The following is a 14159-nucleotide window of genomic DNA, read 5'->3' as shown; positions in this document are numbered from 1 at the left end:
GGTCGGAAGAGGCCCACGCCACCGCCCGATCGGCCCACGGCGGCTCAGGCCGCCGACACCCGGGCCTGGATGAGCCTCAGCGCCTCGTGCGCCGACAGCGCCGCGCCCTCCTGCCAGGCGTTGATATAGCTCATGTGCTCGCCGGCGAAGTAGAAGGCGCCGTCGGGCTTGCACAGCTCGGCGTAGTCGGTGGCGCRCTGCTCGTCCCGCCAGCCCACGGCCACGCCCTCGCTGTAGGGCGTCTGCTTCCAAGAGACGGTGAAGGGCTTGGTCAGCTCCTGGCCGTGGCCGGGGTGGAACTTCTCGATCACCTTGCGCGACAGCGCGAAGCGCTCCTCGAACGACATGGCCGCGTATTTCGGCGGCGCGTCCGGGCCGGAGAAGCCGATCGAATAGGCCCCGACCAGGACACCGGTCTTCTCGCCGATGCCGCCGCTGGGGTACCAGACCAGCTCGTTGGCCTCGTCGGTCCAGCCCAAACCTCCGTACTGGAAGTCGTCCTGCTCCCAGAACCGTCGCGTCTCCCAGGCCACCTTGGTGCCATGATGGTACTCGCCCGCCGCGACCGCCTGCTTCACGCGCGGGCTGAAGTCGGACGGAATCCGGGCCAGCACGGGCAGCGGGATGGTGCAGATGCAGTAGTCGGCCTCCAGCGTCTGCGGGCCGGCCTTGTCGGCGTAGACGATCTTCACGCCCTTGCCGGTCTTGCGCAGTTCCTTGACCACCGCCTCGAACTTCACCGCCGGCTTCACCTGCTCGTAGAGGGCGTAGGAGATCCGGTCCATGCCGCCCACCGGCTGCAGCATGGTGGCCTGCATGTCGATGATCTCCTCGAAGATCAGACTGGCGCCCCAGAACTGGGACTTCATCATGTCGGCCATGCGCAGCGGCGGCCCGGCCTTGGGCGGATGGTCGTAGCCGCCGGGCGAGGCCAGGAAGCCGGCCCGCGTCGAGCCCTCGTAGGTGTTCTTGGACAGGTCGCCGTAGGCCGACAGGTAGCCCAGCAGCTTCTGCTTATCGATCCCGGTCAGCTCCTGATCCAGCGCGCCCTTGTCCACCGCCTTGGCCAGCAGCTCAGTGAAGGCCCCGCGCGTGTCGTCGACCGCCTGGCGCTCGGTCACCACCCGGCCGCCGAAGTCCAGCTTGGCCGAGCGGTTGGCGTTGACCATCACCTCCAGCGGTACGCCCAGCTCCTGGCAGTAGCCGAGGACGGCGTGGTGCCACTGCGGGATGCGGGCCGGGCCGGCGTTGAAATAGTCGTTCCTGCCCTTGGCCCAGTCGACCACCTGGTCGGGCCGGTCGGTCTGGACGATCCGCGAGCCCGAGCGCACCGACCAGGCCCGGCCGCCCGGCCGGTCGCGCGCTTCCAGCACCGTCACCGTATAGCCGGCCTTGCGCAGCTCGTAGGCCGAGACCAGGCCGGCGATGCCCGCTCCCAGGATCGCCACCGACGCGCCCTTGCCGCCCGCCAGGCCCAGCTTGGGCGCTCCGGCATAGGCCCTGGGCGCGGCCAGCAGGCCCAGGCCCATCATCGTCGTGTAGAGCGCCCCGTAGCCGCCGGCCGCACCGACCGCGCCGAGGAACCGGCGTCGCGAAATGCCCATGATCGTCCCCAATGCTAGACTTGAAGGCTGAAGGTCGGCGCCAAGCCGCAGGCTCCGTCGCAGCAGGAGGCGCGCGCGTTGGCCAGGAAATCAGGCTCGTGCCACCAGTATTCGGGCAAGGCCTCGCAAGCAAAGCGCCGGCCGCCCCCTCCCCCGCCGCCCAGGGCCGCGTGCTGGACGTGGTCCGCGAACGGCCCGATCAGGTCGGCGATCGTGTAGACCTCGCCATGCTTGATTACCTTGGCGACCTTGGCCGCGTCCTCGATCCGGGCCAGGGGATCACCGTCCACGAGGATGAGGTCGGCGTAGTTTCCCGTGGCGATCGAGCCCAGCGGCTCGTCCAGATACGCCCCTGAAGCGCTGGTGGCGGTGACCAGCGCCTCGAACGGCGTCATGCCGTAGCGGACCATGGCCCGCAGGTTCATGTGCAGGCTGACGGCGTTGAAGTCGATCGGCGAGTCCGTGCCGGTGGTGATCCGACCGCCCGCGCGGACGGTGCGGGCCACCTCGGCGACGTTCCGCTCCAGCGAGGCCAGGATCGGCGTGCGATCCATGGCCGCCATCTGCTTGGCGCGCTCGCGCAACCGGGCGTATTCCCACGGCGGATAGAGGGCCTGGATGCGCGGATCGTCGACCAGCGAACGGTCCTCGCCCAGCAGGGCCGTCGAGGTGAACAGGGTCGGCGTGCGCGCCGCCTTGCTGGTCACGAAGGCGGCGTTGACGTCCTGATAGATGTTGCCCAGCGCGCTGACCGTGCGCGAATAGCCGGTGCGGCTGGTCGCGCCCAGGTGCTCCATCCCGTCCATGCCCAGCGCCAGGGCCGGATAATGGTAGTGCGAGGTCAGCGGCAGCCCCTTGGCGTGGGCCCAGGCGATGACCTCCTTCTGGCGCTCGCCCGACAGGCGGACATAGGTCTTGATCAGGTCGTAGGACAGCGCCTCGGCCCGCCTCATCTCCAGCGCCATCTGGCCCGGCTCGGTGACCGGCCGCATGAAGTTGTAGAAGATCCGCGAGCCGTCGATCGCCTCGCCGGTGGCGTAGTAGCGCGGGCCGATCCGCTTGCCGGACTCGATCGCCTCCTGGTCCTCGACCGTGTGATAGGCCGGGCCGCCGGGCGAGCGGGTGGTGGTCACGCCCAGCGACAGCCACAGCCGCCCCTCGCGGTCGCCATAGCCGTAGCCCTGCATCTGGCGATGGGTGTGCATGTCGATCAGACCGGGCATCACCGTGCCGGTCGGTGCGTCAATCACTGTGACGTCGGCCGCCACCTCGCCGCGCGGAGCGACGCCGGCGATGCGGCCGTCCGAGATCAGGACGTCGACGTTCTCGCGCAGGGTCGGCGACTTGCCGTCCCACAAACGGGCGGCGCGGACCACCATCCGTCCCTTGGGCCGGACATTGGCCCAGGTCAGGCCGTGCGGCACGAGCTTGGGCGCGCCGCCGGCGGCGGGGATCAGCTTCAGCTGGCCGGCGGAGATGTAAATCAGGCTCTTGCCGTCGCCGCTCCAGCTGACCGCGTCGGTGACTTCGTCGTTCAGCGGCTTGGGCGGGCCCAGCAGCTTGCCGGTCTCGTCCACCGGCGACAGGTGCAGGCGGCTGGCGAACACGTAGGCCAGCGTCCTGCCGTCCGGCGACCATGCCGGACCGTCGTCGCCCCGCGTGCCCAGCGAGCGGTCGGGCAGGATCGGGGCGTAGGTCCCCTTCCCGCTGGCCACGTCGACGGTCAGGATCTCGCTGAGGCCTTCGCGGAAGCGGGCCGAATAGGGCTTGAAGGCGGCGTAGGCGATGGTCTTGTCGCCCGGTCCCCAGGTGGGCTTGCCCGGCTCCCAGAGGTCGCCGTACAGGCGGCGGGTCTCGCCCGTCGTGGCGTCGGCCACGAACAGCCCGCCGTTCTGGCTGAGGAAGGCGATCGACTTGCCGTCGCGCGACCAGGCGCTGGACACCGCCGCGCCGTCGAAATGGGTCAGTTGCCGGCTGGCGCCGCTGGCCATGTCGCGCAGCCAGATATCCAGCGACCCGCCCCTGTCGGTCGAATAGGCCAGGGTCTTGCCGTCCGGCGACCAGGCCGGATCGACCTTGTTGAAGGCGTCGTTCGTCAAGGCCTTGGCCGGGCCGCCGCCGATGTCGAGCAGGTAGAGATCGTTGAGGGCCCGGAACGCCACCTGGCGGCCGTCTGGCGACAGGGCCGGGCTGCCGATGCCGATCACCGGCCGGACCTTGGCCGACAGGAAGTCGCGGCTCTTCTTGGTGTAGCGCGGCGTGCGCACCGGTGCGGCGGCGGTGAAGGCAACGACCGTGGCCGCTCCGCCGGCCGCCCGACGCTTTATCCGGCCGTCGGCGGTGTAGAGGAACCCGCCCGACGGCAGCCAGGACGGGCGGAACGGGAAGACGTCCTCGCCTTGCACCACCACGCCGGCGGCGTTGCGCAGTTCGGCCTTGCCGTTCTCGATCGCGGTGAAGACCACGTCCTGGCCGTCCGGCGCGAAGGCCGGGCTGGACAGCGAGGCGGCGTTGAACCGGTCGGCCGAGGCCTTGACCTTGGCCACCGTCCGCCGCGCCCCGTCCAGGCCCTGGACGTCGATGCGGACCTTGTCGACCGTGAAGGCGATGGCCTTGCCGTCCKGCGACCAGGACGGCTCGAACTCGTCGGTCGGCCCCGAGCTGAAGGCGGTGATCTCGCCGCTGGCGACGTCCAGCAGGTGGACGCCGTAGCGCCCGCCCCGATCGGACGAGAAGGCGATCGTCTTGCCGTCCGGCGACCAGCGCGGCTCGCGGCAGTCGAACGCGCCCTTGGTCAACTGCTTCAATCCCGCCCCGTCGGCGCCGATCGTCCAGACGTGGAAATTGCCGTCGCGATAGGACTGGAAGGCCAGGGTCTCGCCGTCCGGCGACCAGTCGGGCTGGGCGATCTCGTAGAGGTCGTCGGTCAGCCGCCTGGCCGCACCGCCCTCGATCGGAACCAGCCACAGCATGGCGTAGACGTCGAAGGCCACGGTCTTGCCGTCGGGCGAAACCACCGCGCAGATGTTGGTGCCCTCGGTCGCCGTGACGGTGYGCGTGTCGGCGGCCAGGGGCTGGTCGGCCGCCTTCGCGCCGGGCGGCGTCAGGGCGGCGACGCCCGAGGCGGCGATCACCCCGCCGCCGATCGAGAAAAGCCGGCGGCGGCTGACGCCACGCGAGGAACTCTTGGTCATCGTGAACTCGCGAGAAAGCCGGTCCGGGCTCTCGGCCCGGACCGGCGGGCCAAGCCTAGAACCGGGCGGCGACGCGGGCGTAGTAGAAGCCGCCGCTGATCCCGTACGGGGAGTACTGATTGTAGTAGGCGAAGGCGGGCGTGCCGCGATTGGCGGCGCGGACGCTGTCGGGATAGGCGTCCAGCAGGTTGTTGGCCCCGACGCTGAGGGTGATGTTCTCGGTCGCGGCGTAGCTGAGGTCCAGATCGACGATCAGCTTGGGGCTGACGACCTCATCGTTGGCCGGCAGCGAGCTGCGCTGGATGACCTCGCCATAGCGGGTGAGGCGCAGGTTGGTGTCGAACTTCTCGAGGCTCCAGTCGGCGCCCAGGATGTACTTGTCCTTGGGCGTCCCCACCGTCAGGTCGCCGATCTTCACCCGGTCGATATAGACGATGCCGGCCGCGGCCAGGGCCGGCGGCGGCTGGACCACGCGGGTGAACTCGTTCTTGGTGTGGTTGGCCGAGATCGTCCAGCGCACCGAGCCGAAGTCGCCGAAGTCGGTGTGGTAGTCGGCCACGAAGTCGACGCCCTGCGTCTTCGTGTCGGCGAAGTTGCCGTAGTAGAAGGCCGCCTGCTGCGGGTTCAGCCCTTGGCTCGCGAGGGCGTTGCTGACCGCCGCGTTCGGCCCCAGCGTACCGCTCTGCAGGATGCGGTTGTCGATCTTGATCTGGTAGACGTCCAGCGTGATGTTCATCCGCCGCACCGGCTGGAACACGATCCCGACCGAGTAGTTCACCGATTTCTCGGGACGCAGCGGCTTGGCGCCGAGCGCGATGGCGGCGGGGTTGTCGGGCGGCAGCAGTTGCACCGGATAGAGCTGGGTGGTGGTCGCCGGCGGCACGATCACGCCGATGGTGCTGGACGAGGCGTAGTGCTGCTGCTGCAGGGACGGCGCGCGGAAGCCCGTGCTGGCCGTTCCCCGGATCGCCAGGTTGGGCAGGATCGCGTAGCGGCTGGACAGCTTGAAGGTCTTGGCGTTCCCGAAGTCGGAATAGTGCTCGAACCGGCCGGCCAGGGCCATTTCCAGCTTGTCGGTCAGCTTCTGCTCGACGTTCAGATAGGCGCTGACGTTGTCGCGCGAGAACGAGCCGGCCGAGAACGGCGGGAAGCCGGTCACGCCCTGCGAGCCGCCCGCGAAGACCACGCCGGCCTGCGGACTGCCGGCCGGGGCGACATAGCCGCCGTTGATGTACGAGGCCGGCTCGCCCGCCACGATCTCGAACTTGTCGTCGCGATATTCCAGGCCGCCCGCCACGAACAGCGGATCGGCGAAGACGCCCGTCTGGACTTCGCGCGTGAGGTCCAGGTTGCTGGTCCATTCCTGGAACTTCAACGCGCCGATGTAGAAGTAGGTCGGGCTGGCCGGACCCAGGGAGGCGTTCAGCGAATTCTCGTAGTAGTCGACGTCGTCACGGCTGAAGGTCGAGGACAGGTCCCAGTCGAAGCCCAGCACATTCGCGCCCTTGGCGCCGAACGCCACCTGGAAGTCGCGGTCCTTGAGGAACAGGCGCGGGGTGTAGCCGTCGGGATTGACCGCCGTGATGTTGTTGCTGGCGTTGGGATTGCGGAAGGTCAGGTAGGCGGCGGTGTTGCGGCTGGAGAAGGTGCCGAACGAGTAGACGTCGATGTCGCCGGTGATCGGCGAGCCGGCGCTGTAGCCCAGCGAGAACAGCTGGACCTGGGGCGAACCCGGATGGCTGGTGTGCCGATTGACCGTGGCTTCGCGCGGGTCCGGGGTCGCGCCGGCCGTCCCCACCCGCACGGGCTGGCCCAGCGCGTTGAGCGGGAAGTACATCAGGGTGGTGTTCGGCGTCAGGTCGCCCCGGTCCGTCAGGTCGGTGAGGCGCACGTCGCCCGTCAGGTTCAGATAGCCGGCCTCGCCGAGCCTCAGGCCGATATTGCCCGAGACCTGGCCGGTCTCGCCGTCGCCCTCGGCGGTCTTGCCATAGAGGGCGGTCATCGAGCCGCCCTCGGGGCTCTTCTTGAGGATGACGTTGATCACCCCGGCCAGGGCGTCCGAGCCGTACTGGGCCGAGGCGCCGTCGCGCAGCACCTCGATCCGCTCGATGGCGGCCGACGGGATCAGGTCCAGGTCCGGCGGCGACTGGCCGTTCTGCGTGGTGCCGTTGACGAACAGGATGGCGGTGTTGTGCCGGCGCTTGCCGTCGACCAGCACCAGGGTCTGGTCGGCCGACAGGCCGCGCAACGACACGGTCTTGATCGCGAAGCTGGCGCCCGCACCGCTGTTGGAGGTGTTGGCCGACGGCACCAGGGTCGAGATCAGGTCGCGGGTCGACTGCTTGCCGCTCTTGGTCAGCTCGGCCGACGAGATCACGTCGATCGGCGCCATGCTCTCGGTGACCGTGCGCGTGGTCGAGCGCGTGCCGGTGACGATCAGCTCCTCGATGACGCTGGGCGCATCGGGTTCCGGCGGCGGCGGCGGGGCGGGCTCGGGGACCGCGGCCATGGCCCCAGCGCCGGCGCCCGACCATCCGGTCCGGATCAGGCCGGTGCGCGGCGGGGCCAGGATGATCGTCTTGCCGTCGTTGGAGACCACCGACAGGCCCGTCCCCGCCAGGAGACGCTCCAGGGCGCGATCGACCGGCAGGGCGCCGCGCACCGGCCCGGTGCGCCGGCCCTGGGCGGCGTCGGACTGGACCAGKATCTGCACGCCGGCCTGCCGGGCGAACTGGCGGATGCCCGCCGCCGCCGGCTGGGCGTCGATCTTGAACGGCATGGCCTGGGCCAGACTCGTTCCTGCGCTCAGCGCCCAAACGGCCGAAGCCGCGCACAACAGCCTCCGCCTGGCGGAACGGTTCCGGTCACGCATCGACAATCCCCCATCGTTCCGAGGCCCGCCACTCGCGGCCTCCTGACAGGACGAGGCGCCGGAGCCGATTTTCCGGTGGGTGGACGTTGCATTGGTCCGCTCACGGCCCAACACGCCCGCTTTTGCGCCAGCTGCGCCGCCCGGCGCCCGTTTCGCACGCTTGTCGGCGCGGCCGCCCCCCACGGCGGAAGTCCCTACCGCCGGGGACCGCTCTTTCAGGACTTTCATGAACACCCCGACTTCAAACGTCGAGGATAGCAGGTCGATCAACGCAACCTACGCGAAGTCAATATACGTGCTTTGAAAGTAAGTTTTACTCATATCGCCGAAACGAATGAGGGACATTCAATGTATTTATAATCAGCGCGGGAAATATGTTCTAGGAAATACGAGCGCGCGCGATCCTGATCGTGCGATCATCATCGCTGACCACGGCCCCGAGGGTCGCGGCGACGGCGGCCGCGAAACTCTCTGGTTCGTTGGTCTGGAACAGGCCCACGAAGCGCTCCTGGGCCAGGGCCGGATCGTCGATCACGATCTGGCGGCTGTTGTAGCGATTGAACAGGCGCGCGGCCTGTTCCAGGCTCTCGCCGTCCAGGGCGATCTCGCCGTTGCGCCAGGCCAGGCTTCGTTCGATCTCGGAGGGCGACTCCGCCACGGTGGGCGAGACGGCGCTGGCCAGGACGATGCGGCTGCCCGCCGACAACCGCCGCCGGGGAGCGCTGTCGCCTTCGACCCAGGTCTCGACCACGCCCTCGGTGACCATCACGTCGACGCCGGCCCCGGCCTCGGCGTCGCGACGCACCGAGAAGGCCGTGCCCACGGCGCGGACACGGACAGGACCGGCCGCCACGACGAACGGACGCTGCGGATCCTTGGCGACCTGGAACCAGGCCTCGCCTTCCTTCAGGACGATGTGACGCGACTGGGGCTTCATCGCCACTTCCAGCGCGGTCTTGGTGTTGATCGCCACCAGCGAGCCGTCGGCCAGCGGCACGCGGCGGATCTCGCCCAGGCGGGTGTCCAGCCGCTGGGGCCGCGTGGTCCACAGGCCGACCCCGCCGACCAGGGCGGCGGCGACAGCGCCGCCGGCTCCGGCGATCAGGGCGCGACGATTGGGACGCTGGGCGACCACGGCCTCGACCGTCGGCGCGACATTGGCCAGGGCTCGGCCGCGGTCCAGGAAGCTGATCGCCGCCTGGGCGCGCAGCAGCGCCCCGACTCGCCGCGCATCGGCCTTCAGCCAGGCCTGCAGTTCGGGGTCACGCTCGACGTCCAGCCCATGCGCGTCGACGCGGGCGGCCCAGTCGGCCGCCTCCTCGTCAATCTCGCTTGCGGACCGAATGGAGCTCATGAGCCTTGCCGACTGTCGGTTGATGATCCTGCGCCGTTGTCTCCGATAAGGCGCGCAGGATTAAACGCAAGCCCCGGGCCGATTGCATTTCCACGACGTTCTCGGTCACGCCGAGACGCGCGGCGGTCTCCTTCTGCGACAGGCCGTGAATCCGGCGAAGGGTGAAGATCTGTCGACACCGCTCGGGCAACCCTTCGATCAACTGCCGCACCCTTCCCAGTTCGCGACGGCCCGCGACGACGCGCTCCGGGGAAGGCTCTTCATCTACGACGTTCAGGGCGTCGATTTCCGTGACGCAATCGATCCGGACAATGCGCGCGCGGCGAATTTTMTCGATGGCGATGTTGCGCGCCGTCCGGAAGAAGTAGGCGCGGCCGTTGGCGATGTGGGCGACGCTCTCCAGGGCGGCGAGGCGGCAATAGGTCTCCTGGATCACGTCGTCGATGTCGGCGGCGGAGCTGCCCGACCGACGCAGCCACCCGCGCACGTCGGCTTCGTGTGGAAGGATCTGGCCGCCGACGAAGGCGACGATCTCGGCGCGGCTCTGTTTCAACGGCCCCTCGATGACGACGATCCGGCTGGACGAACGTTCCGATCCCCGGATGGAGTCAGCAACATGCGGTCACGATATTCGGCCGTTCTTTCTGGCCAGGCGCCGCCGCACGAAGCATGAAGCGCCCCCCGGCGCCCCAGGCGAGCCCTCGCGCCGGGGTTCGCGAGGCCGATCAGACGCGCAGGAGATCCTTCGCCAGCTTCGCCGCCTTCCCGCTMCCGCCGACTTCGCGCAGCGCGGCCTGGGCCAAGGGCGCGAGGGGACGTCCGGTCAACGCCCGGGCCTCCAGAAGCACCTGGAGCACGTGCACCCCGCTCCGTTCCTCGAAGTCGAAGCGCGGAAGCCAGGCTTCCAGGGCCTCGCAGATCACCCCGGCATGCAGGGTCGAAACCTGCACGACCTGCATCAGCCCCTCGCCCAGCCGATTGAGCTTGCCCCATTTGCCTTCGCCGAGCCGCGCCATCACGTCGGCGAACACTCGCGGGTCAAACACCCGGCCCTCGATCCCCTCGATCAGGGCGTCGACGGCCAGGCCTTTGGCGTCGGCGTCCTTGCCGATCAGGCCCAGGCAGAGCAGCAGGTGTCCGAGCTCGCCCCACGGGCGGTTCCTCTGGAACAGCGATTGCAGGAATCCGAACCCGGGCGTCCAGTTGCTGCTGTTCTCGTCGATCCTCCCCGCGAGCTTCGAGACGCCTTTCATCTGCGCTCCGGCGGGATTCTGCGGCCAGAGATAGGCGAGCCATTGGGTGACCCAGACGGTGTTCAGGTCGCCCGAGTAGCGCTGGGGCTCCATGGGGCGGCACAGCGCGGCCGTGGGCAGCTCGCTCCACTTCGTCACCACCCGGCCTTGCACAGAGGTGAGCAGCCGGGCGATCAGCCCGCCCTTGGGCTCCGCGAGCGCCTCCTCGCCCTCCCGGCTCACCGTGACGTGGAATTCCGGCGTCTTCCAACGGGTCTTCTGATACTGGCCGACCGTGTGGGCCGCGCGCCAGCCGTACCGCGCCGGCCTCAGGCCGTCGGGCCACTCGTCCTCCAGGTCCAGCGACGCGAAGGCCGCGCTCCAGTCCGCCAGCGGCGCGCGGCAGCGGGCGGCGGTGATCATGGCGGCGTAGGCGTGGCGGTCTTCCTTCGCCGGCGCCCCCTCGCCGCCCAGCGCGAAGACCACGATCCGGCGCAGCGGCGCGGGCAACGCGCCGGCCCGCTCGAGAGCCTCGGCGCGGTTGTCCGGCGCCAGGCGCAGCAGCGACAGGCGGAAGTCCATCGTCTGACCCAGTCCCGCGACCGAGGCCAGCGCGTGCAGGCGATCCATCCAGACGAGCGGATCGATCCATCCGCCGTGGTGCGTGGGCGCGGACAGCAGCGTCCGGCTCTCGCGCCGCGCCGCTCGCTCCGCGACCGCCCGCAGGTGGGCGACCATCGGCTCGAGGGCCTCGTCCCGCGTATAGTATTCCGAGTGCTGGCTTTCCGTCCGGTACAGCCGACCGTGCGCCCAGCTGAAGATCAGATCGAGCACCGCCAGGCCCGCGCCGACGCGAACGACCCCCAGTCCGTTCGAACCCGTGCGCCCGTTTTCGAGACGGTGGACGAGCGGGGCGACGCGCTGCTCGAAATCGGGCGGCGCGTCGCCGGCGAAGCGGCTGATCGCGTCGATGATCAGCTCGATGTCGTCCGGGCTGTCCACGACCTCGACGGCGTGCAGCACCGCGTCGATCAGGGCGTCGACGGACGGGATCGGCGTCAGTTCCGCCTCGGGGAACAAGACCTTCCGGCCGACGACGTCCCCGCCGATCGGAACATAGGCTTCCGGCGGCGTGCCCCCTGGCGCGGATGGCGCGCCGACGACGGGAACCGGTTCCGCGCGGGCCGCCCGCCCAGGGGCCGGGGCCTGATCCACCAGCGCCAGAAGCCTGGCCCTGTTGCTGGCGGCGACGAAGCCTTCGAGGTCGGCGATCAGCTGCCGCTGCTCGGCCTCCAGCCGTCCGGCGTTCGCCTCGAGCAAGGTCAGGGCCTTGGCCTGCACGTCCGCGTTCGCATGGCGCAAGGCCTCGACGGTCGCCGACAGGCATAGCGCCCGCGCGCCTTCGTCACGCGCCGCCGTACGCTGGACCAGCATCAGCGCGGCCATGGCGTTGCCCTTGCCGGCGCCGGCGAACACGCCCTGGATCTCGCGCAGCACGGGATCGGCGTCCAATGCGCCCAGCTTCTCGACCCTGGCCAGCATCTCGATCGCGAACTTCGCCACGTGGCCGACCGGATGGCACAGCAGGTCGATGTAGAGGGGCTGATGCTCCAGCAGCTCCTGCGAGGTCGGCGTCATCTGGACGTAGAAGCGATGGAAACCCGCGAGCTGGTTCTCCTTGATGTCCAGCCGCAGGCCGTCCAGGGCCGCGCGCAGCAACCGCTCCCGATCCAACCTGCCCTGCGCCGCCAGTTTCACCAGGGCGTCCGGCCAGGTCTCATAGTCGGGCGCCGCGTTGCTCGTGAGCCAACCGTTGGTGTTGAAGGCGATGGTCTCGATCTTGAACAGCGCCCATACGTCTTCCAGCAGGCTCGGCTCGTCGATCAATTGCCGGCTGAGCGGCGGTGGCGGCGTCGTCGTGTCCGGCATGCCCCAGTCGCGGGTGCGCATCAGATGGCCGGCGAACTTGCGGTAGTAGCCGTCGACCTCCAGCTTGCGGCACACGCCGCTCTTCATCCAGGACACGATCGTGGGCAGTTCCAGCCAGGTGAAGTCCTGCTCCAGTTCGTGGGCGATCCAGTCGTCGATCCAGGGCGGCCGGCGGTCCGTCAGGATCTGCTCGGCCACGCGCTGCTCGCCCCACACATGCAGGCCGCGCTTCTTCACAGCCGTGAGAGGACCGAGGGCGAACAGGGCCATCGTGGCCTTGTTGTTCTCCGGCGCGCTGTAGAACTTCCAGGCCCCCTCCTTGCCTCGTCGCGCCAGCAGCGCCTTCAGGCGCTCGGACGCGGTCTCGTTGGCTTTGCAGGTGCTCAGCTGCCGATGCAGCTTCTGCGCCGCCGAGGATAGTTTCGTCCGCGCTTTCTCGTCGAGGTCGGCGCAGGCCCGTTGCAGCAGCCAGGCGTCGCCTTCCGTGAGGATCAGGTCCTCCAGCGTCTCAGGCGTCATCGCCGTCCGCTCCCTGCTGAACGAGAGACGCGGCCAGGATGTGCTTGCAGGGGCCGCGCTGGCCCTGGTGCTTGCTGAACCAGGGGCAGGTGCAGGCGTCCTGCTCCTCGGACAATCGCACGCGATGCTCGGTCCCCGTCCCCTGCACCGCGAAGGTCCAGACCCCTTCGCCGCCGCCGAGGGACCGGACCTTGCCTGTCTCGACGAGCTGCCGGGCGTTGCCGAGCCGCGGCTGCATCTCCTCGACCTTGACGAGGTCGAACGGCAGCTCGCGGTGGAAGTACTGCCGTGCATTGGCGTCGAAGCCGGCCAGGCCTCGCGCGCCCAGAACCGCCAAGGCGTCCTTCACCTCGTCCGCGGCCATTCCGAGCGAGGCGGCCAGCCCGTCGGGGTCGAGGCGCGACTGCCACTTGAGGCTGGCGCGCACCTTGGTGATGGCGCTGTCGGACGGCGGCCTGGCCAGCGCCGACAGGACCTGTCCCTCCCCGGAAAAGCCGCGATAGACCTCGGGGCTGATCATCAGGAAGAAGCTGCCCTGGGGATAGCAGACTTCCCAGGCGCTGGCGCCGCTGTCGTCGTCGGCCCACACCTTCAGGCTTCTGGCGCGCAGGAGCAGCGGCTCGATGATCTTCACCCGATGGGTTCCCAGGATCGGCACGGCGCCCTTCTGCGGGCGCTGGCTGAGCCGTATGGACCGTCCCACCGAGGCGGCGTAGCTGGGCATCTTCGGCCGCGACGCCTGCGGCAGGCTCCGGACGAACCGCAAGGCTTCCGCCGCGGTCACCTCCATCTTGAGCTCCAGCCGGGGCTGATAGGCCTGCACCTCGCTGAACCCCTTGATCCAGCGCAGCGGCAACTTGACCTTCTTCTCGACCGTGCGTTCGGCGCCCCGGCTGAGCACGACCTCGTCGGCGCCGACGGCGAAGGCGACGTCCTCGTCGTCACGCAGCCGCAGCAGGGCGTTGCGCATATCGACGTTGAAATCGACATTGGTCGTGCCCCGGCCCTGGCGCTCGCCGTCGAAAGCCGAGGCCGGCAGGTCGACCCGGGCGTAGACGCCGCAGCATCCGCTGAAACCCTCCAGCCGCAGGATGTCCTCGTTGCTCGTCAACACGGGATCGAGCAGGGCGGGCCGCGGCAGGAAGAAGTGCGTGCGGACGACGTCGCTCAGCACATACAGCATCTCGCCGACCATCCGCGGATGGCGCAGGCGGCCGTCGAAGAAATAGGGCTGGGCGTGGTCGGCGTTGCAGGTCGCCAGCGACAGTTGCGGGGATCCTCGCCCGCTGGGCTCCACCCGCGAAGGGGAGGCGTAGCGATAGGTGAAGTCGATGGCCGCGGACAGGTTCTTTCCCCCAAAAGACAGATGCCGATCGGGATACTAGACCATTCCGGCGCGCCCACCACCCCGGGTGGAGCCCGCGCGGCGATGGGCCGATGGCCGCCGCCGCGGAC

At 69.3% G+C, this 14159-nt stretch carries 7 protein-coding genes; all 7 read right to left on the bottom strand.

Translation table 11 applies throughout. From position 1 onward, the window contains the following. Window positions 1-44 precede the first annotated feature (44 nt). The 7 genes from AC1U89_RS04870 to AC1U89_RS04840 all read right to left on the bottom strand — a co-directional run bounded on the left by AC1U89_RS04870 (window position 45) and on the right by AC1U89_RS04840 (window position 14001). Window positions 45-1604 carry a flavin monoamine oxidase family protein gene (locus AC1U89_RS04870; RefSeq protein WP_479898608.1) on the bottom strand — a complete coding sequence of 520 codons (1560 nt, stop codon included), beginning with the start codon at window positions 1602-1604 and terminating at the stop codon, window positions 45-47. Window positions 1605-1618: 14 nt separating this feature from the next. Next, entirely contained in the window at window positions 1619-4798 is a 3180-nt protein-coding gene (locus AC1U89_RS04865) for an amidohydrolase family protein (protein ID WP_479898607.1), read from the bottom strand. 55 nt (window positions 4799-4853) lie between these two features. Then, complete coding sequence (locus tag AC1U89_RS04860) at window positions 4854-7577, bottom strand: TonB-dependent receptor domain-containing protein (RefSeq protein WP_479898606.1); 2724 nt, start codon at window positions 7575-7577, stop codon at window positions 4854-4856. 472 nt (window positions 7578-8049) lie between these two features. Further along, window positions 8050-9024 carry a FecR family protein gene (locus AC1U89_RS04855; RefSeq protein ID WP_479898605.1) on the bottom strand — a complete coding sequence of 325 codons (975 nt, stop codon included), beginning with the start codon at window positions 9022-9024 and terminating at the stop codon, window positions 8050-8052. Beyond that, complete coding sequence (locus AC1U89_RS04850) at window positions 8993-9577, bottom strand: RNA polymerase sigma factor (protein ID WP_479898604.1); 585 nt, start codon at window positions 9575-9577, stop codon at window positions 8993-8995. Before AC1U89_RS04850 ends, AC1U89_RS04855 begins: the two co-directional genes overlap by 32 nt. A 172-nt stretch (window positions 9578-9749) precedes the next feature. Further along, window positions 9750-12704: a DUF6493 family protein gene (locus AC1U89_RS04845; RefSeq protein ID WP_479898603.1), complete on the bottom strand. Its 2955-nt coding sequence runs from the start codon at window positions 12702-12704 to the stop codon at window positions 9750-9752. Beyond that, window positions 12694-14001, bottom strand: a complete 1308-nt coding sequence (locus AC1U89_RS04840) for an SWIM zinc finger family protein (RefSeq protein ID WP_479898602.1) — start codon at window positions 13999-14001, stop codon at window positions 12694-12696. Before AC1U89_RS04840 ends, AC1U89_RS04845 begins: the two co-directional genes overlap by 11 nt. Window positions 14002-14159 lie beyond the last annotated feature (158 nt).

The organism is Caulobacter sp. 05T431, from assembly GCF_056665975.1.
This window is presented reverse-complemented; position numbering and strand designations above follow the sequence as displayed.